Annotated in this window: 19 protein-coding genes and 1 pseudogene; 7 read left to right on the forward strand and 13 right to left on the reverse strand. The window is 40.8% G+C overall.

Going from position 1 to position 22028, the window contains the following annotated elements; translation table 11 throughout:
- Nucleotides 1-228 precede the first annotated feature (228 nt).
- Nucleotides 229-1278, forward strand: a complete 1050-nt coding sequence (locus GJB62_RS23820; protein ID WP_114082613.1) for a molybdopterin-dependent oxidoreductase — start codon at nt 229-231, stop codon at nt 1276-1278.
- 21 nt (nt 1279-1299) lie between these two features.
- On the opposite strand, the gene GJB62_RS23825 is transcribed toward GJB62_RS23820, so the two are convergent.
- Complete coding sequence (locus GJB62_RS23825) at nt 1300-2043, reverse strand: hypothetical protein (protein WP_114082661.1); 744 nt, start codon at nt 2041-2043, stop codon at nt 1300-1302.
- Nucleotides 2044-2953: 910 nt separating this feature from the next.
- On the opposite strand from GJB62_RS23825, the gene GJB62_RS36750 reads away from it, so the two are divergent.
- On the forward strand, nt 2954-3118 hold the full coding sequence (locus GJB62_RS36750) for a hypothetical protein (RefSeq protein WP_167755966.1): 165 nt from the start codon (nt 2954-2956) through the stop codon (nt 3116-3118).
- A 336-nt stretch (nt 3119-3454) separates the two neighbouring features.
- On the opposite strand, the gene GJB62_RS23830 is transcribed toward GJB62_RS36750, so the two are convergent.
- From GJB62_RS23830 to GJB62_RS23840, 3 genes and pseudogenes are all read right to left on the reverse strand, one after another.
- On the reverse strand, nt 3455-6172 hold the full coding sequence (locus GJB62_RS23830) for a CHAT domain-containing protein (protein ID WP_159402559.1): 2718 nt from the start codon (nt 6170-6172) through the stop codon (nt 3455-3457).
- Between the two features lie 268 nt (nt 6173-6440).
- A complete protein-coding gene (locus GJB62_RS23835) occupies nt 6441-7154 on the reverse strand; it encodes a hypothetical protein (protein WP_209271504.1) in 714 nt (237 codons plus the stop codon).
- A gap of 1145 nt (nt 7155-8299) precedes the next feature.
- Nucleotides 8300-8479, reverse strand: a pseudogene (locus GJB62_RS23840) (aldo/keto reductase); the annotation flags it as partial.
- Nucleotides 8480-8577: 98 nt separating this feature from the next.
- Here GJB62_RS23840 and GJB62_RS23845 point away from each other — a divergent pair.
- Together GJB62_RS23845 and GJB62_RS23850 are read left to right on the forward strand one after the other, a co-directional pair.
- The gene (locus GJB62_RS23845) at nt 8578-9204 is read left to right on the forward strand and encodes a DUF1802 family protein (RefSeq protein WP_114085931.1); all 627 of its coding nucleotides are present in this window, start codon (nt 8578-8580) and stop codon (nt 9202-9204) included.
- A 542-nt stretch (nt 9205-9746) separates the two neighbouring features.
- Complete coding sequence (locus GJB62_RS23850; RefSeq protein ID WP_012409208.1) at nt 9747-10010, forward strand: hypothetical protein; 264 nt, start codon at nt 9747-9749, stop codon at nt 10008-10010.
- A gap of 76 nt (nt 10011-10086) precedes the next feature.
- On the opposite strand, the gene ggt is transcribed toward GJB62_RS23850, so the two are convergent.
- Nucleotides 10087-11886, reverse strand: a complete 1800-nt coding sequence (gene ggt / locus GJB62_RS23855; protein WP_245246196.1) for a gamma-glutamyltransferase — start codon at nt 11884-11886, stop codon at nt 10087-10089.
- A gap of 431 nt (nt 11887-12317) precedes the next feature.
- Between ggt and GJB62_RS23860 the strand changes: the two genes are divergently transcribed.
- Both GJB62_RS23860 and GJB62_RS23865 read left to right on the forward strand, forming a co-directional pair.
- Nucleotides 12318-13049 (forward strand): phytochelatin synthase family protein, encoded by a 732-nt coding sequence (locus tag GJB62_RS23860; RefSeq protein WP_114085933.1) that lies wholly within the window; start codon nt 12318-12320, stop codon nt 13047-13049.
- Between the two features lie 114 nt (nt 13050-13163).
- Complete coding sequence (locus GJB62_RS23865) at nt 13164-13793, forward strand: Uma2 family endonuclease (protein ID WP_114085951.1); 630 nt, start codon at nt 13164-13166, stop codon at nt 13791-13793.
- Nucleotides 13794-14079: 286 nt separating this feature from the next.
- Here GJB62_RS23865 and GJB62_RS23870 read toward each other — a convergent pair whose 3' ends face one another.
- From GJB62_RS23870 to GJB62_RS23890, 5 genes are all read right to left on the reverse strand, one after another.
- Nucleotides 14080-14982 (reverse strand): glycine betaine ABC transporter substrate-binding protein, encoded by a 903-nt coding sequence (locus tag GJB62_RS23870; protein ID WP_114085934.1) that lies wholly within the window; start codon nt 14980-14982, stop codon nt 14080-14082.
- Nucleotides 14982-15614 (reverse strand): ABC transporter permease, encoded by a 633-nt coding sequence (locus tag GJB62_RS23875; protein WP_114085935.1) that lies wholly within the window; start codon nt 15612-15614, stop codon nt 14982-14984. The genes GJB62_RS23870 and GJB62_RS23875 overlap by 1 nt, the downstream gene beginning before the upstream one ends.
- On the reverse strand, nt 15611-16369 hold the full coding sequence (locus GJB62_RS23880) for an ATP-binding cassette domain-containing protein (RefSeq protein WP_012409202.1): 759 nt from the start codon (nt 16367-16369) through the stop codon (nt 15611-15613). The genes GJB62_RS23875 and GJB62_RS23880 overlap by 4 nt, the downstream gene beginning before the upstream one ends.
- A 105-nt stretch (nt 16370-16474) precedes the next feature.
- A complete protein-coding gene (locus GJB62_RS23885; protein ID WP_114085936.1) occupies nt 16475-16870 on the reverse strand; it encodes a hypothetical protein in 396 nt (131 codons plus the stop codon).
- A 146-nt stretch (nt 16871-17016) separates the two neighbouring features.
- Entirely contained in the window at nt 17017-17415 is a 399-nt protein-coding gene (locus tag GJB62_RS23890) for a hypothetical protein (protein ID WP_114085937.1), read from the reverse strand.
- Between the two features lie 63 nt (nt 17416-17478).
- Between GJB62_RS23890 and GJB62_RS23895 the strand changes: the two genes are divergently transcribed.
- Complete coding sequence (locus GJB62_RS23895) at nt 17479-18138, forward strand: phytochelatin synthase family protein (RefSeq protein WP_114085938.1); 660 nt, start codon at nt 17479-17481, stop codon at nt 18136-18138.
- A gap of 180 nt (nt 18139-18318) precedes the next feature.
- Here the strand turns inward: GJB62_RS23895 and GJB62_RS23900 are convergent, their stop codons facing one another.
- The 3 genes from GJB62_RS23900 to GJB62_RS23910 all read right to left on the reverse strand — a co-directional run bounded on the left by GJB62_RS23900 (nt 18319) and on the right by GJB62_RS23910 (nt 21761).
- Nucleotides 18319-20250 (reverse strand): ABC-F family ATP-binding cassette domain-containing protein, encoded by a 1932-nt coding sequence (locus GJB62_RS23900; protein ID WP_114085939.1) that lies wholly within the window; start codon nt 20248-20250, stop codon nt 18319-18321.
- A gap of 71 nt (nt 20251-20321) precedes the next feature.
- Entirely contained in the window at nt 20322-20738 is a 417-nt protein-coding gene (locus GJB62_RS23905; RefSeq protein WP_114085940.1) for a DUF1824 family protein, read from the reverse strand.
- Nucleotides 20739-20912: 174 nt separating this feature from the next.
- The gene (locus tag GJB62_RS23910) at nt 20913-21761 is read right to left on the reverse strand and encodes a prohibitin family protein (RefSeq protein WP_181852951.1); all 849 of its coding nucleotides are present in this window, start codon (nt 21759-21761) and stop codon (nt 20913-20915) included.
- Between the last annotated feature and the right edge of the window lie 267 nt (nt 21762-22028).

Raw genomic sequence — 22028 nt, forward strand, 5'->3', positions numbered from 1 at the left:
GGATTCAGACTCGCCACTGAATTGTTGCACCACTAAATATGCAGATTTAGTGGGGGTCTTAAGGTGATTTCTGATGAAAAAAATACCTATGTTGACGAGTTTCGGCTACGCTCAACTACCGCTATTCGTTGTGTCGCACAAAATACCTTTCCTGAATTCTGGCTCCTGACTCCTGAATTCTGTTTCGATAAAAAATGTTTGAAAAATCGTTAATGGCAGGTTGCTTAAATGAATGAGTTCGATCAAACTTTAGAAGATCAGAGCATGAGCTATGTAGGAATGATTGCAAAGTTTCCACTGGGTGTTCACGATCTCCAGTCTTTTATTACTCCTGAAAACCATCTATTCGTTCTCAGCCATCTAGGAATCCCAGCCATTGACATTGAGCAATGGAAGTTGAAAATTTCGGGATTAGTAGAGCAAAATCTTGAGTTGTCATATCAGAATTTGCTGAGTCTGGAGTATCGTGAATTAACAGTTTTCCACGAATGTTCAGGCAATCCGCTTCAACCCAAGGTTCCGACAAGACTCATTAGTAATGTTACATGGGGTGGAGTTTCGCTCAGAGCAATTCTTAATCAATTGCAAGTAAAACCTGAAGCCCGTTATGTCTGGTTTGTCGGAACTGATCGCGGTGTTTATGAGGGAGTTGCTAGCGATTCATATATAAAAGATATTCCTATCGAAAAAGCATTGGATAATGATGTACTGCTGGCGTACAAGCTGAACGGTGAGTTTCTGTCAGCAGAGCGGGGTTTTCCTTTGCGGCTGGTGGTTCCAGGCTACTATGGCACGAACTTTGTCAAGTGGCTCTCACATATTTATGTCACAAATCAGCGATCGCCAGGACCCTTTACAACAACTTTCTATAACGATCGAGTTGGAGGCGATGATGCGACTTTAAAACCCGTTTGGGAAGTTGCACCGGAGTCTGTAATTGTTCATCCTTCCCAAAATGAAGTATTATACCTTCAACCTCAAACACTTTCGGGCTGGGCCTGGGCATCCAAGGGTATCCAGTCGGTGGATGTTAGTACAGATGGTGGTATCACCTGGCAAGCTGCTGAAGTTGAATCACGGTTGCAATATGCTTGGCAACGATTCACGTTTCAATGGACTCCACCAACACCAGGACAATATAGCTTAATGAGTCGAGCCACTGACTGTGATGGAGTAATTCAACCAATTCAGCAAGAGCGCAATGCTATTTATACAGTAGCTGTCACTGTTAAAGAAACGACGATAAAAGGCTTTGACTCTTTTACCGTCGCCGAATGAATAGAAAATTTAACAGATAGCTTAGGGAGATGTTAGCGATCGCTCTGGTTCGTACACTTTAGAAAAGGGTTCTTGATAAGAATGAGTCTTAATATAAACCAAAAACTCATTGATCAAGTCTGTAAAATACACAAACGCCACATCAATTAATTCAAGTGCTTGTTGACGAATTTCTTCCGACACCTCAATTTCTTTCATGATTTGCAAAGAAGAGGGAGTATGAAGAGTGTGGGTATTTTCTATATGGTTATGACGCATACCAAAGTAACGGAACTCTGTTTGAGTCATTTCTTGCAGTTGCAAGGCCGCAGACATGGTTGAACGGAAAAAAACATTCGCCGTCACCTCGGATACCTCAATGGCAACCAATCTGATGATAGGATCTGCTCCCCGAGTATACCGCTCAAAGATAGGAAACATCGAACGAGAAACCTTGGTATGATCGCTCCAAAGGAATCGCACGGCATCACTAAACCGCATAGGATAGTCAATCCCCATCTTTTCCATGTCTTCTAGTAACCATTGCCAGTGAAAATGTTCTTCGTGCGTGTGCAGATTTACCATCTCTTGAATGTAATTAGTCGTTGGCTCATCTCTAAGAACTCGTTTGCATAACTCACTGAATTCCAGTGCCAGTGGAGCAATCACAGGTGCAAATGCCAGTCTCTGACGTGGATCAATGGACTCGTCTTTCATATACTCAAAGAACGGTAACTTGGCATATTCCTGGTTCTTCTGCTCAATCAACTCAAGAATTGATTTCATTTTCATTTTCATATTCCTAACGATAGACAAATGGGTTTGTAACCGACTTGGTTATCCAGTCAGCCATAGCACTTCACAGGCAAAAGCCTGAGACAGTACTTATTGAGAAAGTCAGAAAGTTTGTTAGCTTAAGATGCTGCCACAGCGATTGTAATCGCTATCAAAATAAACAATGTACCTCATAAACTATGGCAGAAAATGTTCTGATAGTTCTCCTCACATTTGTGTAAGGAGCTAACAAAAACTCAAGCTAAACTATTTTTCGATGGTGCAATAAAGTACATATAAATGTACTGTTGCTTTTACCACCTTGGGTAAGATCGTAACTTTAAATATTAGTCATTAAAAACCGTAAAATTACGACTTAAATAAATTCTTTCTTTGAATTTTATTATTCAAAACTGCTGCAATGTCAGTAGTTAATTTTAAGAGAATGTTTTTATAGCTGGATTTATTGAAGTAAAGATGGAAATTATTACTGTAAAATTTTAAGTATATAAATTTACTTTAAATATCTGTAAAAAAAAGAATGTCAGTAATGCTGTAATCACCAGTATAATCGTATGGAAAGTTTCACAGTATAAATATATTTCTGTGGTGAATTAGGTGATTGTGACAATAATAAATGTATGCGATGGCATATTGCAACAGATAATTATTAAAATTCCCTTATTTTTGAGCTAATGTGATAGCTACTTGCAAAAGTTGTAGTATTTTTCATACCTTCATGAGCTTTTGAGATAAGTCAGTAAATCATGTGCCATTAATGTATCAGCAGCATTTTTCTAATACGCTATTTGCTCCTGTCACCACAACAATTTGATTAGTGAATTGACCAATCATTTTTTAAACTTCATCTATGTTGAAACCTAGAGTTTTTTAAAAGATATATTCATGTAGGTTGGGTGGAGTGAAACGCAACCCAAAATTACCACCAAATTTTATGTTGGGTTACGCGATCGCTGCACCCAACCTTGATTTCTCACTTGTGAGAAATCAAGGAGTGTGGGAGGTGTGGGAGGTGTGGGAGGTGTGGGAGGTGTGGGAGGTGTGGGAGGATGGGGAAGAAATCTGACCCCGCACACTTCCCACACTCCCCACACTCCCCTGCCTACAGTATCGTGAGAAATCCGGGAAAACTACGGTTCTCAAGGTAGACGAGGTTTAGATTAGATATGATATGTTTTTATTTTTGTTTGGGGACTTTCAGTAATATCATGTCCGTTTAAAGACTTATCATAAAGTCCACAGGGGGCAGGGGGAAAGATAATCATGACTAATTAACCAGACATGATATAAAAAACATCCCATCCCTGCGTTGGGGTAGGGGCGTAAGACCTTGCGCCCCTACTGGAGTCAGCAGCCTTTAATCAGCTATTCCCATGCTCTATATGAGCCAAAAGTGCCTAAATTACAACCAATTGCCAATCAACACATAGGCAGACCAAAAGCTTGGTGCTTTGTAGTTAGGGTGTTGTAACAGTTGTAGCTGGGCACGGTGGACAGCTTCGGCTTTAGTGATTTTGCCACTCTTGAGTTCTCGATAGAAGGCACTAACAAACATTGCCGTTGATTCATCATCAATCTGCCACAGTGAGGCGATGGTACTGCGTGCGCCAGCCCGGACAGCTGCTCCTGCAAGACCCAGTGCTGCACGGCTGTCTCCTGTTGCTGTCTGGCAAGCACTCAAAACGAGTAACTCTACTATGGTTTTGCCCTGACTGTGAAAAAGAGTATCAAAATCTTTGACATTGATCTGACCATCGAAATCCAAAATAAAAGTGTCTTCAAGGCGAGAACTAAACTGACCGTGAGTTGCTAAATGCACTATGTTGAATGAAGCAGCATTAATTTCACCCTCTAAATTCTTTTTCTTAAAATCTCCATCTAGTAGGCTAGTTGTCGAGACTCCTGCTTTGGTAATGCCGTCAAATTCAGATTTGATCGCAAGCAACGGAGCAAACTTAGAAAAACCTGGTGGTGGCTGAGTCAGTCCTGCGGTTAGCGCTCTTAGCTGCTGTTTTACCAGTGGTTTAGGATCGAGGAGTTGCAGACCCACGCTCAGAGCAATTGCATATTTCTCTACCAAGTATTGCTTACCATCATATAGAGCTGCCATTGGTAAATTCCGTAAGGGGCCATCCAGGACAAACACTAGGGTATCTACCCCACTGTTTTGCAATTTTGACTCAATGGGTTGAAGCAGCCAGTTGTAAACTTCATGCGCCTGGGTTTGGATGGCTTTGGTAGCGGTGGGGTTGACAAGATTTTTTCGCAGTTCTACTAACAATTTCTCTACTTTTGTATGAGAAATCTGAGTAGTGTAGCTTTGCAGGGGTTGTTTGGGAATTTTGACAATTACCTGAAGTTCGTCAGGAAGAATAATTGGATAAAGGATAGCAGCCGTGGGATTATCTTTATCCACCATTTGATCGAGGGCTACTCTCTGTCCTTGTAGGCAAGCTTCTCGAAAGAAGTCATCCAATTCTGCTAGTTGGAGTGCTTCAATGCGTTGGCGTGCTTTCTCCAATATTTTTTGATCTGGTTTTCCTTCTTGGGATTTTAGCAGTAACTCTACTGATTCTCGGTAGATGGGTTCTACGCTGTCCCGAAAGTTGAATTGTACATCCTGGTTAACTACGTCTTTATTGACTACTAAATCTCTGCGAAGGGATTGGAGCGTGTCTACAGCAGCATCATAGGCTGCGATCGCACCATTCATATCTTTTTCTGCCCGCAGTAATCTACCTAACTGCCACTCTAAAGTGTAGGTGATTTCTGGTGCATTGCTGCTCTGCGCTAAAGCTAATCCTTGCCGGGTAAGCTCTTGCGCGTATGACAATTGTCCTGTTTCTTCATACAAGCTGCCTAAACTCTTTAGTGAGTATGCTTCTGCCCGCTTGTCCCCTAAACTGCGGGATTGTTCAATGGCGCTGGCAAGTAATACTGCTGATTCTTTGGTGCTGAATCCTGAGTAGTAATGCTGACTAGATGCTTGTAATATACCACCCTTGACTTTTGCCAAACTTTGGGAAAAGTTAACATGAGCGTAAATGCTAGCACGGCTAGGAGGGAGTTGAGCGAGTTCAGATTCAATCAATGGTAAGAGAGTTTGAACCATTGCCCATTGTTGATCTTGAATCAGTAGGCTCAGGTGATTGAGTTGGGCTTGGACTTTTATTAAAGGTGGGGGAGATGCTGCAACTGTTTGTTGATAATAGGCGATCGCCAGTAGGTTGTTTTTTTGTTTACGGGCATTATTCCCCAGGCTGAACAGACTGGCTGCAATATCTGCGCTTGATTGCAGATTTCGAGCAATCGTCAGACTTTCTTCTAGCGCCAGGCGTGACTTTTCCAAATCGCCCACTACCAAAAGAGCATCACCGAGCGATCGCAAACTCACTGTCTTTTCTATCGCATCTGGTTGAGATTTTAACGTCTGACTTACCCGATCTAGTGTTTTGACAGCGCGGGGGTAAAATCCTTGAGTTCGCCACGCCTGTGATTGGTTGATTAGCGATCGCACCACACCACTTTGATTATCCGCTCGCCTGTAAATTTCTTCTGTCTGCTGCCAAGTTGCTAAAGCTGCCTCGGCTTGTCCCATTCTCAGTTGAAGACGACCTTGAATATCCAGTGATTGGGCCAAGATTTGAAGATTTTGGTTTTCATCTTGTCCTTTGAGCAAGTTTAAGCTCTCTGTAATTGCCTGCTGTGCTTGACTCCATAAACCAAGTTGCTGGTAAGCTAGGGAAAGATTACTCAGTGTCGCTGCCTGTCTGAGGCTTTCTCCTTGCTGCTTATATGTTTGGACAGTCTGTTGTAATACTTCTACTGCCTTGGCAAAGTTACCAGAATTGTATAAAAATTTTCCCTGTTCTAGTAGCGAACCTGGGTCATTAACTACAGCCAGCGATGGCAAATTGTTAATTTGTGATTGAGATGAAGAATTAATCGAGCCAGGAACTTTTGCTAGCACGGGTGAACCCAAGATGCATAGCAAAGCTATTAGGAAGTACAAAGGCAAACGTAAAAAGTGAGCCAGTGTGGTTTTATGCCAACGCCCTGGCTGCTTCTGTCTTTTAACTTTTACAGAATTCGCGCCAAAAATCCTAGTTGTTTTAGTCATAACCATGACAGGAGGTAATTGATAACCAGGAACGCACAGGATTTACTGTAGTTTGGGCTACCACAGTAATGTTACCATTCACATCCATTACTCATGCCTGAGCTTCCACAATCTTATTTATCATGGCTTGGATAAGGTTTTACTATCTAAACTGCATTTTCACTGATTCTACATAATTAGACATCTCCATAAATTAAATATGCGTTGTCCAGAACCCTTGTAGAGAGGTATTAGCGTAGCGGGATCCAATTCAATGCAATAAATCTAATCACTTAAGAACGGATGACTTAATTTCTTGCTCTATCTGATTACTAATAATCTCAGATCCCATAGCAGGTTTATCTAAGTTAACCCTAATAAAATTAGTTTTATCTTTTCCTGTAAATTTTTTATCATTATCTGAGTCTTTGATAATTTTTATAAAAATTGCATTTTGACTTGGAACAACAACCCAATTGATGATTTGAGTATTGTTTGGGGTAATTTGCTGGAGATTCTTACCTGATAAATCAGAAAGATAACCAACAGTAGCATCTTCGCTGTTGAGCTTTGTATCTATATTTGTGTCTTGTTCAAGGATTTTATAAAACCAAACCCTTGTAGGCGGCTTCTCTACAGCTTTTACCTCTAATAAATCAAAGGAGGCGATAATGGCTTTTTTATTTAATAAAATATGAGATTCACCATCTTGCTTTCGATAAAAGATGATGTTAGACAATTGGTTATTTCTTTCATAAGAACGTGAAAGGCTTAAATCAGTTTTTTTATCTTCATTCTGCTCTGGAAGAACAACGGGAATCATTATATAATCTGATTGTTCTTTAATAATTAAATCTCCATAGACAAGATTCGGATCGGATTTCGATTTATCTGTTGCCTGTGCCTGTTCCGCTTTTGTACTAATAGAAGACTTACAAGAAAAAGAAAGGAGCGTGATAATAATAGCTGTAGTAATTTTATTGGAAAGTTTATTATATTTCATCATTTTTTTTAAGACGATACATTGCTATTATATTTTCTTCGCTGCTTGGAAATTACTTAGTTAATTTGAGTTTAGAGGTTGTTTGAAAAGTAGTTAGCTGTGATTTTAGGTACTTATTGATCCCCTTTACCCCCCCTTAAAAAGGAGGGAACCAGAATCAAAGTCTCCCTTTTTAAGGGGGACTTAAGGGGATCTAAAACATTTTGCAACTGAACAAGAGGACTTTTTAAACATCCTCTTATTTTCTTAAAAAAAAGCCCATATTAGTAGGCTTTTTTATATATACAAAATAAATAAAGTAACCCAACAAAAGGTTTGATATTTATTGGGCACATTAACTGACTTTTGTTAAAAAGACTTTAGTTTCCCAACTATCTCTTTAAGCGTCAATTCCTGTGCTATCTGCCGTACCGAAAAAGTATATCACAATAAAATACCAAAAACCTGATCAGGATTGACCAGGTTTTATCGAGTTCACAGATTTCAAATTGTTAAACTGATTAAGTAATTGAAGGTTAATAACTAAGGTGGACTAGACAACTAACAAACTCAACATTCTTGCGTTTTTCCGCTTTGGGATTTGGCTTTGCCTTTTACATTAGGCTTTTGCCACTTTTGTCATCTTGATATGCTGAAGTTTGCTTGGGTTGATGACAGGGGACACTAAGTCATTTACCCTTTTCTTTTGGTTTTATTTTGTTTGGTGTCCTACTATTTAAGTTATCACTTCAGTTTCTAAGTTGCAACTCTTACTTTACTAAAGTTGATGTTTTGTTAAATTTTGCAATCTAGCTCCAGATATTTGATCCCTGGCTGTCTTTTTAAGATATTTGACGGGATCTTCGAGAGTTCAGCATAGATAATCAAACTGCATTGTCATCAATTGCACATAATTTGACTTTAATCCAGACAATTGCTAAAAATACGTCTAATTGCCTCAACTTTTACCAATTGACCAGGATAAAGCTTAATTTGGGCGGCTAATGCGTTGTCTAGTACAATACGGCGGAAATAAACCGATCATTCCAAATCAACGAAACCCTTATGCTGTATTCATTTTTAATTTTTTTAGCGCAGCGTTAGCGAGTCTGCGAGCGTCACTTTTAATTTTTAATTCCGCCTTGCGGTACTAGTGCTTGCTGGGGTTAACGTGCCCTTGCAATAGGATTAATTTGAGGTTGGGCAATTAGCCACGGCAAAGCTAACTGAGCAGGGGTACAATTATAAATAAGGGCTATGGGACGTAATTTTTGTAGCGCTTGTTGAGCATGTTCAAAGTTTTCGCATTGAAACAGTTTATTTTTAGTACGATTATCTGCTGGGTTGCTAGCGATCGCTTTTTTATAACTGCTTTCTAATTCATTCCCTTGGACAGTTTCACACTTTATCGGTCTTAGCTTGAATTAAATCAGAGTTACAGTAGATGCTGATGGAATTGACTACAACTTTTCATGCTCTCAAAGAATGGGCAGTCGCCGTAAATGCCTTGGAGAGTGGCAAAACAATTATGTTGCTCCGCAAAGGGGGTATTCATGAACGAAATGGACATTTCCAAGTTGCCCACAAGCAAATTTTGCTTTACCCGACTTATGAACATCAACAAGCTTTCATGCTCAAACCTGAGTATGCTAATCGTGTTTATCCAGTAACATCAGGTTGGCATCCAGAGACAGTTCGCATCGGCAGTTGGGCTGAAATTACAGATATTTTGCCAGTTAGTGACGAATTTCTTGTCAACGCCTTGCTTCCATTCCATATTTGGAACGAGCATTTTATTAGCGATCGCCTTAAATGGAAACCACGTCAGCCCCTTTATATTCTCCTCCTGCGGACATATAAGCTAACCCAAGAGCAAGAAATTCCTTATTACCCTAAATACGGCGGTTGCAAATCATGGATTGATTTAGATCAATCAATTAACTTGCAAGAAACAACGCCAGCTTTGTCTGACTTTGCATACACCCAATTAGTACAGACAATTCGCGGCATTGTCGGCGACAAAATGGCCACAAAGATTGATATGCTCAATCACAACTCGACCTTTTGCTAAACCTCGGTTGTATTGCTGCTAAGTTTTTCAATTTACAGAGAAGGCTATGGTATTTGGAAAACCCGATCAAATTGGGCTTTGATCGCAAAAAACCCGCCCACCAAATATTTAGAGTTTTTCTACAGCGATCGCACGCTGCACCATCCGCTAATCCCGAGGGGAGTGTGGGGAGTCAGATTTCTTCCCCATCCTCCCACACTCCCCACACCTCCCACACTCCCCACACCTCCCACACCTCCCACACCCCCCACACTCCTTCAACGTAATCAGGAGCCAGAATTTATAACTGAATTTTGGCTCCTGACTTCTGTTTGTTAAAAATAGAGCAGATTGCAAATTCCTAACCTACGCTGAAAACAGTAGTTATTGTTACACACGATCGCAAAAAACGCGGATAACATTAGAAAAATCTCACCCTAATACATAAGGTGAGGCAAATCTGTTTATCTGCCTGTCCAAAAATAGCTCACAAGGGTGAGAAGTAACTTGACAAAAGTCTGATATTATGCGTTAGTTGTTAGCTAAAAGCAAAGGAGTTTGCAATGCATCGACAAATGTGCTGGTTATCTAAGTCTGGTGGCGACGGCGAGAAAATCTTGTATTTGCAGACAGAACCCAATCAGCCTTGGCGACCCTACACGGCTTTTGGACATTTCACAGTCCCAGATTATCAAATACCAGGTGGTTCTAAAGGTTGGGCAACTTATCAAAAACTTCTCAAAGCAGGTTGGACATTAGTACCTAGCGCACGCGCCAATGAGTTTGGCAGCAGTAGCTACGTAGAGTCAACAATCCAAAATCAATAGTCATTGGTCATTAGTCATTAGTCATTTGTTATTTGTTATTCTGTGCATCTCTGTGTCTCGCCAGTCCCTCACTCGCTCATAGACCTCTGGGGGAACCTTCACCGCGAGGATCTGCCGCGCCTTCTAGAGTTCCATCAGATGTAACCGCGATCGCGTTACCATTACCCCAAGGAGTAGTTTCCTTAATTTTATGCCCCCGACGGCGTAATTCTTGTAGAGTCAGAGCATCTAAACCCCAAGGTTCTACACGCAACTCATCTGGAAGCCATTGATGATGTATGCGTGGAACAGAAACAGCTGCGCCAACATTCATGTTGTATTCCAGCACATTTAGGATGACTTGCAAAACCTGAGTGATGATAGTGCTACCACCAGGCGCACCTGCTGCCATCCGAAAATGACCATTTTCTGTGACAATTGTGGGAGTCATGCTGGATAAGGGAGTTTTTCGGGGTGCAATACTGTTGGCATCGTTACCAACTAAACCAAAGGCGTTAGGTACTCCTGGCGCAGCAGCAAAATCATCCATCTCATTGTTGAGGATAATTCCAGTTCCCGGTGTCACCACACCAGCACCAAAACTGAGGTTAATGGTGAAAGTTAGACTTACAGCGTTGCGTTCTTCATCCACAACCGTAAGATGACTGGTTTCAGTGGATTCATACCGCGTCGCGTGCAGTTTAAGAGACTGATGAGATAAAGGAATGGTATTTTCTCCTAAACTCCGATTATTAGCCTGACTAAAACGTTGTAGTGTCTTTCTATCTACTGGCTTGACCTTGGTCGAGGGTCTAGCCACTTGCATATTAATTTCTTGACGGCGTTCTTTGGCGTAAGCTGGACTGAGTAGTTCTTGTACAGGAACTTTGACAAAATCAGGATCGCCTAAATATTCTGAACGATCGGCGTAAGCAATTTTCATTGCCTCTACCATTAACTGAATAGCGTCAGGATGATGCCATCCCAAAGATTTTAAATCAGTGTCACCGATAATATTTAAAATCTGCAATAGGTGAACGCCTCCCGATGATGGGGGTGGCATTGAGCAAACTTTAGCTTTGCGGAAATTGCCACAAATAGGAGTCCGCCAGATTGGTTTGTAGGCTTTCAGGTCTTCTAAAGTAATTAAACCACCATTTTTTACCATATCAGAAGCGATCGCACGAGCAATACTTCCGGTGTAAAAACTTTGGGGATTTTCGGCAACTGCTGTTAAAGTGCGTGCCAAATCACGCTGCACCAGTTTCTCCCCTGGTTGATAAAATTCACCGTTGTGAGTGAAAATTTCCCGCATCCCTGGATTTTTGAGAAGTACTTGCTTGGCGGAGTTATTTGTTTGCAGATAACGCCAAGTTGCGGCATCGCCAAGAATAAAGCCATCTTTAGCGAGTGCGATCGCAGGTTTCACCACCTCTTGCCAAGAAAGTTTACCATAGCGACGATGTACTTCATAAAGTCCCGCCACCGTTCCTGGTGTCCCTACTGCTAAATAACCATTAATACTTGCATTGGGACGCACTTTTCCTTTTGCATCTAAATACATATTTCTTGTAGCTTTCAAGGGTGCGCGTTCCCGAAAATCTAAAGCTTTCATGTAGCCAGTTTTCTCAGAGTGCATCAGCAAAAATCCGCCGCCGCCGATGCCTGCGGAAAAAGGCTCAACTACAGAGATTGCAAAAGTTGTGGCTACAGCTGCATCTACTGCATTACCACCTTTGCGTAACATTAAAATTCCCGCTTCACTTGCTAGAGGATGCGCTGAAACCACCATTCCCTTTTTGCTGCGTAGGGGTAAAGTTAAGGCGGCTGATGCAACTTGGCTATAAACAACGAGGGTGAAAGAAAAAATTGCGATGGCTACGCGCGCCGCAGGCATCGCAACTTGCTTGGGTTTAGCAACAGTAAGCATTTTTATTACCATTTATCCTAAAATTTTATACTTGTTTAGGGACTTGCAAAAAATAGATTATCCCAAATTATTTGTATATTATTATGTAGGGGTGCAAGGTATTCATAGGTGTCAACTTAAGCCCCAGCGAATGGAATTCACGGCTACACAAGCATAGACGCTTTACAGCTTCCCACAGGGTAGTCCGCCTGCGCGGACTAAAAAAATTGAGTGTTTGAAACCCACGGAGGTGGGTAAAGCCTCTTGTAGATGCGGGTTTCTAACCGCCCATTTAACTTACGTGAACATGGAGCATCCCGCAGGGATGGGATATTTTTTTAACCGGAAGTCCCTTAGTATCTGAGTGTGAGATTATTAATATGATATGATTTAAAAATTTTACAGTACTTATAAATACTATGTTGCGAAAAATAAGTAAAACATTTTTCAAAGCTTTAACTATTGGATTATATATCTCTAGTGGAAGCGTTCTTTCTCAAACATTACCGCTTTCCTCTAACTTAATAGGTTTTAATACACCTGAAGGTGAAAAATTATTATTTGAGAGTAAGTCGAATCAAGACTTCTTTTCACTGAGTATGCAATTCACCACTCAAATTAATCAGGCATATTGTGGTGTTGCTAGTATGGTTATGGTACTGAATGGGTTACAAATTCCAGCACCAGAAGCAGCACAGTACAAGCCATATAGGGTATTTACTCAAGAAAACTTTTTTAGTAATGATAATACCAAAAAAGTACTAACTCCTGAAGTTGTGTCTCGCCAAGGTATGACTTTAGACGAGTTAGGAAAATTACTATCCAGCTATGGCGTTAAAGTTAATGTTTACCACGCTACCGATACTAGTTTAGAGCAGTTCCGCAAACAAGCGGCAGAAAATTTAAAACAACCGCAAAATTTTATTTTAATAAACTATTTACGCAAAGAAATAGGTCAAGAAAAAGGAGGACATATTTCCCCTGTAGCAGCATATAATGAGCAAACAGATAGATTTTTAATTCTGGATGTTTCTCGTTACAAGTATCCACCAGTGTGGGTAAAAACAACAGATTTATGGAAAGCAATGCTCACAAATGATCCAGCTTCTAAAAAGAGCCGTGGCTTTCTATTTGTAAGCAAAAATCTTTGATATAATTTGTTCATTAGATTCAACCTCCATGTAATGCGATGTCTGGCGACAAGCTGCTTTTCTACGAGAGGCTACACCAACGCATCTACGGCAATACTTACAATGCAAGCTAATATGAATACCGTAATTACACCAGAAAGAATCGAGTTACCACCTGGCGCGGTGTTGAAGCTTTTGGGAGATTGGCAAGACTATCAAGTATTGAGTCAGCAATTAGGCGATCGCTCTTCGCCTCGCATTAAATATAGACTTGGGGAAATTTTGCTAATGGCACCGCTACCAGAACACGGAAGAGATGCGAGTTTGCTGGCAGATATTGCTAAGGTTTTGCTGGATCATTTAAACCGCATATACGAGTCATTTACGCCCATTACCATGAGCTTGCCAGAAATTAGTGGTATTGAACCAGACTATTCCTTTTACATTGAAAATTGTAGAGCAGTAGTCGGGAAAAAAAGAATTGATTGGGAGTCAGATCCACCACCAGATTTAGCAATTGAAATAGACGTTACAAGCTACACCGATATTAATGATTACTTACCTTATCGAGTGCCAGAAGTTTGGATATTAAAGAATAATCGCCTATTAATTTATAGATTACAGACAGAAAGTTATGTGCTTACAGAAAGCAGCTACTTTCCTAACGTCAGAGAAATTGTGCAGCAATGTCTCCAAATGGCCAATGAGCAATCAACAAGTGAAGTCATTAGGTGGTTAAAGAACTTTTTGCATGGACAACAGTAGTGGAGCGGCAAGGCTAAAATGTTGCAAAAAAATTGTAGGTTGGGTGGAGGCTTTGCGTAACCCAACATTCTGATATATGTTGGGTTGCGCTCCGCTTCACCCAACCTACGTCTTAGAGGATAAGGACTAAAGTCCTTACTACGAACAATTTAAACTTGACAAGTAGAGTGCGTTACACTGACCCTTAATTACGAATTACGAATTACGAACTTGTACTGAGCGTAGCCGTAAAGCCTGCGGCATAGCTACGCTTAGGGCGCAGCCTCTCCTAGAGAAGTATTACGAATTATTTTAATCCCTTCGATTTGCGAAACTCCTGGACAACATCTTTAATATCACGTAATTCACCCTCAACTAAATAATTTAATTGTCGCATTTCATCTGCCGAAATCTTTCCAGCAAGTGAAGCGATCGCTGTTTTTAATTGGGGATATTTTTTTAATATTTCTTGCCGAACAATTGGCACAGTCTCGTAGGGTGGAAAATAATGTTTATCATCCTTTAACACAACTAAACCCAACCTAGAAATCTGCCCATCAGTGGAGTTACCCGCTACCATATCTACTTGTTTTTGAATCAAAGCACGATATATCAAACCCAAGTCCATGATTTGAGGAGATTTGGCAAAACGTAAATCGTAAGTTTTAGCTAATCCAGGGAAACCATCTTCTCGTTCTAAAAACTCGTAACCAAAACCACCGCGCCACTGAGGTGTATATTGAGTAGCTTCCGAGAGAGTTTGAATATTGTAGCGTTTAGCATCATCTCCCCGAACAATCATCGCAAAAGTATTTTCAAAACCCAAGCTTGGCATCACTTCCAAATTGAATTGCTGGGAGTATGCTTGTTTTAATCTTTCATAAACTTCTTTAGGATCATTAACTGCTTTTTGCTTTAAGATTCCAGTAAAAGCTGTACCCGTGTACTCAATATAAGCATCAATCTTGCCAGTAGTAATCGCGTTATGACAAACAAAAGAACCACCCAAACGGGGACGACGAGATACTTTTAAATTAGTTGTTGCTTCTATTTGCTGTGCTAGAAGTTCACCTAAAATATCTTGCTCAGTAAAATCTTTGGAAGCAACAATAATATTGCCATCACTGCTACTCTTTACATTTGGTGTACAGCTAGTGATGACTAATAACAAAGCAAAAGTTAAAAAGCACGATACTAAAAATCTTTTCATTAACTTTTAATTTTTAATTTATTCTCCAACCAGCCAATTGCAAAGTCAGCCAATAATGCAATTACCGCCGCCGGAACTGCACCAGCTAAAATTAACTGATCGTTCACTACTGATATGCCGCGAAAAATAAAGACTCCCAAGCCACCAGCCCCGATCGCAGCTGCAATGGTTGCAATGCCTATAGCAATTACCGTTGCGACTCGCACACCTGCTAAAATGACCCCCATTGCCAAGGGAATCTCAACTTGCAATAACAATTGTCTATCCGTCATTCCCATACCTCTCCCAGCCTCTCGAATCGCTGGATCTACACCAGTAATCCCTGTGTAGGTGTTACGAATTATCGGCAGCAAAGAATATACAGTCAGAGCAACAATTGCTGGTACAGCCCCAATTCCGCCAATTATAGGAACAGGAATGAGTAAACCAAAGAGAGCCAAACTAGGAATAGTTTGAAGAATATTCGCTATGCCGAGAATTGGTTGGCGGAGATAAGTTTTACGTGTAATTAAAATACCTAATGGAATGCCTATAAGTATGGCAATTCCAATAGCGATGCCTACTAAAAATAAGTGTTCAAGAGTATGCTGAAGAATTTCTGGGGCATACTTAACAAGAAAGAAATTTTTCATAAATTGTCTTGGAAGGAACGCAGACATTTAAGAAAGGCTAGGCTTTCTGGGTGTTGCGATCGCATAAATTCATCTGTTGTCCCCAATACTACCAATTCTCCGCCATACATTAAACCAATTCTCGATGCCAAAACCAAGGCTTCTTGAATATCGTGTGTGACAAACACAACAGTTTTTCCTAACTCTTGCTGCAAACGCCGAAACTCTTGTTGCAGTTCTAACCGCGTAATCGGATCGAGTGCGCCAAAGGGTTCATCCATCAACAATACAGGTGGATCTGCTGCTAAAGCCCTGGCTACCCCGACTCTTTGTCTTTGTCCTCCCGAAAGTTCGTGCGGGTAACGCCCTGCAAATTGCGCTGGTTCTAAACCCACTAATTGCAACAACTCATAAACCCGCGTTTTTATTTGTTTCGATTGCCAACCTTCCAAAGCTGGGACTAAACCCACATTGCGTTCAACTGTAAAATGGGGAAATAAACCAATTTCTTGAATGACGTAACCAATTTTTCGCCGCAGTTTAATTTCATCCCATTGAGTTGTGGGAATACCATCAAATAAAACTTCGCCTTGTGTAGGTGTGAATAGGCGATTAATTAACTTCATTGTGGTGGTTTTGCCGCTACCACTGCGCCCAAGTAATACTAGTGCTTCTCCTTGGCGGATGTTGAAGTTGAGATTTGACACCAAGGGGCGATGATTGCGGCTAAAGGTGACATCGCGGAATTCAACGGCGGTTTGGTTATTTTGCGGCATTAGTAGCTTTTAGTGGACGCTAGCCTGTTATTGACTATATGTATTATGTGCTGATTTTGCTAGCGTGCTAACGTCCAATTTGTCAAACAACAGATTTAAGCCCCTTTATGCAGTTTTAGCATTTTCATCTGATGCTTGCTCTGCAACATTTTTCAAGCGGCTCGACCTGATTTTGCGAATGCGATCGCTATTGCGAACACCACCCGCCATCTCATATTCGCGGCTGTCTTTGCCGTACTTGATTGCAACCACCATCAGCATCTTCTCAGAAAGCTGACTCAAGTTTTTTTCCATCTCTTCAATTTCAGTTTTAGAAGAGTCAACCACAGACAGAGCAGTATTATAAACATCAAGTTTGTTACGTAACTGCTCAATTGACTCAATCAGTTTTTCCAGATTATAATTTTCGTCAAATTTGATGCTTGGAACAATCGATTTCAGTCCGGCGGATCTTAACTGAGCTTTTTCTAAAATGCGGGATGTACGTTTTTGACGAGACATAAAATTACTCCTTTAAGATGCTGCTAAAGCTAGCTTGGCTTAATTAAACTGCGTTTCGGTTCAGCAGAACTCGCAGTTTTTGCTTATAAAATTTTCAGGTTATATCAGTAATTTTTCGGTATCTAATTAATATAAAAAGGTAAAATTTAAACCACTCCCAACACGAGGAACACCGCTCCCGGCACGAGGAAGACCACTCCCAGCACGAGGAAGACCACTCCCAACACGAGGAAGACTGCTCCCAGCACGAGGAAGACCGCTCCCAGCACGAGGAAGACCACTCCCAGCACGAGGAAGACCACTTCCGGCACAAGGAAGACCGCTCCCGGCACGAGGAAGACCGCTCCCAGCACGAGGAAGACCGCTCCCAGCATGAGGAAGACCGCTCCCAGCACGAGGAAGACCGCTCCCAACACGAGGAACACCGCTTCAGTTTGTTGGAGAGTACGTACATGCAAAGCAAAGCGTCTAATGGATGCCTCAAAAATTTGCTTAACTGTCTTAACTGTCCTTGCGTCTTTAATGGCGAGTCCTAGATAATACAAGCACGGTTTTCAAAAAAGCTGTAAATCCTGAGTTAATCGATATATATAAAAAAAGGCAGAAAAATGGATCTTGATAATTTAGCTCAAATTTCTAAACGAGATTTGGAAATCATTCAACTACATCAGTTTCAACAACCCATCTACTGTTGTAATGTCACTGCAATTGCTTATGCCTTTACCGCATTGGGATATCTGACCACTGTTGATGAGATTTTTTATGCTACCCAACTGCCGATCGCATCGGTTTTAGATGATGGCATGACGTTAGCAGAAACCTACGATACTTGTCGAACTTACCTTGAAAAAAAAGAAATACCTGTGTCCATTCGGGTAGAGCATTTTGATAAACCGAGTATGACCCTCGAAGCATTCACCCGTGAAGTTGAAGCTGCCGTTTGTGATGAAACTGATGTCCACATTCTTAACTTCAATACCCGTATTGCCCATGAAAATCCCAGTTTAGAAGGTGGTCACTTTTCCTTATTGGCAGACTATGACCCGAAAACTCAAGAAATAACCATCGCAGATACAAATCCTAAACGGTATACCCGGTTTTGGAAATGCCCAATTCAACGTATATATGCCGCTTGCGTAGATAAAGATTCCTCATCGAATCGCTCTCGTGGCATGATCGTGCTTCGCAGGCTGGAGAAAGCCAATCTAGCAGCTAACGGAGTGGTTCATCCATCAGAAATCGCCTTGAACGCTCTCCATTCTGAATAATTAGTTAGAATCACAGCCAACCATTCTTAAAACTTCTGAAAGATCGAATTTGATTTTTTGTGAAACCGCTTCAGAATAAATCATCACAAAGACGCGATAAATCGCCGTCTCTACAATCAGTCTTTTGTAGAGACGGCGATTCATCGCGTCTCTTGTCTTAATTCACGTCACGTTAAAACATCAAGACTCCATCTCCGCCAATTCTAACCAGCGTTCAGTTGCCACATCGATCGCGTGCTTGAGCTTTTCCACATGATCATACAGTTTCTGCACTTGGCTATAATTCCCCGGTGAGACATTTGCTAGTGTTTTCTCGGTTTCTTCTTTCTCAGCCTCTAACTCGGCAATTTTCCCTTCCAATTGCTCAAATTCTTTTTTCTCCCAATTGGATAATCTCCGCCGCTTGGTATTCTCTCCATCCTTGGGTGAAGCCGCACCATTATTTTGAACTTCGACATTTTTCGGCTTCTCCTTAGCGTTAGCAGCTTGTTGCTGTGCCTCTTCAGCCTTCTTATAGTCCAGATAAATCGAGTAATTACCTGGATATTGCCGGAGATTACCGCCTTCCTCAAAGGAAAATACTGTGTCGATGGTGCGATCGAGAAAATAGCGATCGTGAGAAACTACAATTACGCACCCGACAAAATCCTCTAAATAATCTTCTAGTACTGCCAACGTCTGAACATCTAAATCATTTGTCGGTTCATCTAAAATTAAGACATTAGGCGCACTCATCAAAACCCGCAAGAGAAATAAACGGCGTTTTTCACCACCTGAAAGTTTATTAATTGGGGCATACTGTTGATTACCAGGAAACAAAAACCGCTCTAACATTTGCGAAGCAGTAATTTGAGTCCCATCGGTAATTTTGATAAATTCACCTTCTTCTTTGATGTAGTCAATCACGCGCTGATTTTCGTTTAAGGCTGTGAGCAATTCTTCAGAATGCTGGTCAAAATAACCGATGTGAATTGTAGTCCCAATTTCTGCAACACCTGAATCTGGCTGAATTTGACCAGTAATAATATCCATTAAAGTGGATTTACCAGCACCATTAGCGCCGATAATACCGATGCGGTCTTCTGGGCTAAATTCGTAGGTGAAATTATTAATCAAGGTGCGCCCATTGTATGCTTTGGAAACGTTATTTAATTCAATAACCTTTTTGCCAATGCGACGACCAACTGTCGAAATATCAACTTTACCCTGAACTTCTTTAAATTCAGTATCCCGCAGAGCATGAGCGCGATCAATTCTAGCTTTTTGCTTAGTACTTCTAGCTTTCGGCCCTTTTTTGAGCCATTCTAACTCGCGTCGCAATAAGCCTTGATGTTTCCGTTGACTACTGACGGCAGATTCTTCAGCTAAAGCTTTCTTTTCGAGGTAATATGAGTAGTTACCTGAATAGGTGTAAATGTCGCCTCGGTCAATTTCCACGATCCGATTGGTGACACGATCTAGAAAATAGCGATCGTGGGTGATTAGAAAAAGTGCGCCGCGATAGCGATTTAAATAACTTTGTAACCATTCTACCGAAAGAGCATCCAAATGGTTTGTTGGCTCATCCATGAGCAAAACATCAGGTTCTGCTAGCAATGCTGATGCTAAAGCAATGCGCTTGCGATAGCCTCCAGATAAAGTGCCTATCTTGGCATCAAAGTCAGAAATTCCTAATTTTGTGAGGATGATTTTAGCATTCGTTTCTAGTTCCCAAGCATCATTTGTATCCATCTTTTGCATCACCGCAGAAAGGCGAGACATCAGTTGGTTATCATCTGGATAGTGAGCTAATTTATCTGATAGTTCTTCATACTCACGCACCAAAGCTGTATGTTCGCCACTGTCTGCAAAAACTTGCTCTAAAACTGTATGATTTTCATCTAAATCTGGCTGCTGGGGTAAGTAGATGATTTTAGAACCGGAGTTAATTATAATTTGACCGCTATCAATGGATTCTAACCCGGCAATCATTTTTAATAGGGTTGATTTCCCTGAACCGTTAGTACCAATTAAGCCAACTTTATCGGTAGCATCAAGGCTAAAACTGGCATCTTTTAAAACTTCTTTGATGCCAAAGTCTTTTTTAACCGACTGGAGTGTAATAATACTCATAAAATCTAGTAATTTTTCATTGATCGTTAGTTAGTAGGTAAAGCACATACCTTACCTACATTTGCCGAATTCTATACAAATAAATCCAAGGGTAGATGTCCATACATTTCGTTGATTCCGTCTTCGTGGTAAGACTGACAAGATACTAATACTCCACGATGATGTCCAGCATAAGAATCAAGATAGCACAAGCCATTTTTACCATTTAATTTGATATAAACTGGCCCTTCAGGTGTCAGCAAATTGTTTGGTGGTTCATAACCCAAAGCCAAAGAATAGGTCTTCATAGCCAGTATTCCTTCTTCTGCTGTATCGGCACAAATTCCTAAAATTTGATAATCAGCAAGTTTAGTTACCAAAATTAGGGCATCACGAATTACTTCTTTTTCTGATGGCTTGAGAATAGGCGCAATGTCTAGACAGTTAAATTTATTCAGTAATTTTTTCGCTTCTTCGGCGGTGAGATTGTGAGGATTGGAGGTTGACATAAACTTTGATTGATGAGCTTGTTGGTTTTTCTGTTGTGTTTGAGTTGGGACTAGCCCAACTTATACTATTTTGGATTTTAGATTTGAGATTGCAAATCGTCCAAGTATTGCAGAATTTGTCTGAAAGTCAGAGCAAATTCCATAATAGAGAGCTTGTTATCTAATGCCAACTCCTTACGGTTGATTTGGGACATTTCCCAGGTTGAATATGAAGGGTACACCGCTTTTTGAGTCTCCACCCATAACGAGGACTTTGGGCATTTGAGCGCCGCCACTTCTCCAAGCTTCAATTGCTTCTTTTTGTAAAACTAACTGTCCTCCTTGCGCTTTGAGTGTCTCTGCTAAAAGTCTTTGAGCTTCTGCCCTACCTTTGGCGCGATTCACATCTGCTTGTGCTTCTTGTTCTGCTTCCCGCGCTACATAAACGGCTCTTTGCGCCCGTTGTTCAGCAATTTGTTTTTCTTCCACTGCTCTGGCAAATTCTGGCGAGAATGCTAAATCAACTACGCTAGTGTCTAACACAATTATCCCATATTTGTCTAAGCGATCGCCTAGCGCTTCATCAAAGTCTTCTTTCAACTCACTTCTTTTGGTAATTGCTTCTTCTACTGTTCTTCTAGCGGCTGCAATTTTAAATGCTTCTTGTGTCTGAGGTGCAATGATTTTTGATACTATATTTGCTAATGTCCCTTGTTTTCTTCTAACTTCAACTACCTTGATAGGATCGAGACGAAAGTTGATCGCAAATCTCGCAGATAAATTTTGCAAATCCTTAGTAGAACTCTCGGCTGGCACTTCAAATTTTTGAACAGTCAAATCATACACATCTATCACTGAGATAAAAGGCGGTTTTGCATGAATCCCTTCCAATAATGCCCCATCTCTCGCTTTACCCAAAATGCTGATCACTCCTGCTTGTCCTGGGTTAATAATGATAAAGGAATTTAGTCCCAGAACCACTAGTGTTGCTAACACAATTCCTAAAACTGTGCTTTGCCAATTTCCAAATTGCTGATTTTTCAAATTCTTCTCTCCAATATGAATTTGTCATTTGTCATTTGTCGTTTGTCATGAAGAGTTATTATTTTTCTCCTTGTCTTTTTTTTCTAGTCCCCAGTCCCCAATCCCCAATCCCTAGTGCTAAGTCAGAAGTTTTACTTTAGCTTGGGTAAACTCAGTTACTAGTTTAAGCTTCTCATTAGTCTGTGTGAATCAACCCTTTAATTTGAAGAATGCGGCACTGGCGGTTTCAGATAACTCCAAAAATAAATTATCCAATTTTTAGAATCA

This window comes from Nostoc sp. ATCC 53789, assembly GCF_009873495.1.
Taxonomy (GTDB): domain Bacteria; phylum Cyanobacteriota; class Cyanobacteriia; order Cyanobacteriales; family Nostocaceae; genus Nostoc; species Nostoc muscorum_A.

Coding starts and splice junctions, on each gene's coding strand:
- GJB62_RS23820 (WP_114082613.1), top strand. CDS start 229: ATGAATGAGTTCGATCAAACTTTAGAAGATCAGAGCATGAGCTATGTA.
- GJB62_RS23825 (WP_114082661.1), bottom strand. CDS start 2,043: ATGAAATCAATTCTTGAGTTGATTGAGCAGAAGAACCAGGAATATGCC.
- GJB62_RS23830 (WP_159402559.1), bottom strand. CDS start 6,172: ATGACTAAAACAACTAGGATTTTTGGCGCGAATTCTGTAAAAGTTAAA.
- GJB62_RS23835 (WP_209271504.1), bottom strand. CDS start 7,154: ATGAAATATAATAAACTTTCCAATAAAATTACTACAGCTATTATTATC.
- GJB62_RS23845 (WP_114085931.1), top strand. CDS start 8,578: ATGCTGATGGAATTGACTACAACTTTTCATGCTCTCAAAGAATGGGCA.
- GJB62_RS23850 (WP_012409208.1), top strand. CDS start 9,747: ATGCATCGACAAATGTGCTGGTTATCTAAGTCTGGTGGCGACGGCGAG.
- ggt (WP_245246196.1), bottom strand. CDS start 11,886: ATGCCTGCGGCGCGCGTAGCCATCGCAATTTTTTCTTTCACCCTCGTT.
- GJB62_RS23860 (WP_114085933.1), top strand. CDS start 12,318: ATGTTGCGAAAAATAAGTAAAACATTTTTCAAAGCTTTAACTATTGGA.
- GJB62_RS23865 (WP_114085951.1), top strand. CDS start 13,164: ATGAATACCGTAATTACACCAGAAAGAATCGAGTTACCACCTGGCGCG.
- GJB62_RS23870 (WP_114085934.1), bottom strand. CDS start 14,982: ATGAAAAGATTTTTAGTATCGTGCTTTTTAACTTTTGCTTTGTTATTA.
- GJB62_RS23875 (WP_114085935.1), bottom strand. CDS start 15,614: ATGAAAAATTTCTTTCTTGTTAAGTATGCCCCAGAAATTCTTCAGCAT.
- GJB62_RS23880 (WP_012409202.1), bottom strand. CDS start 16,369: ATGCCGCAAAATAACCAAACCGCCGTTGAATTCCGCGATGTCACCTTT.
- GJB62_RS23885 (WP_114085936.1), bottom strand. CDS start 16,870: ATGTCTCGTCAAAAACGTACATCCCGCATTTTAGAAAAAGCTCAGTTA.
- GJB62_RS23895 (WP_114085938.1), top strand. CDS start 17,479: ATGGATCTTGATAATTTAGCTCAAATTTCTAAACGAGATTTGGAAATC.
- GJB62_RS23900 (WP_114085939.1), bottom strand. CDS start 20,250: ATGAGTATTATTACACTCCAGTCGGTTAAAAAAGACTTTGGCATCAAA.
- GJB62_RS23905 (WP_114085940.1), bottom strand. CDS start 20,738: ATGTCAACCTCCAATCCTCACAATCTCACCGCCGAAGAAGCGAAAAAA.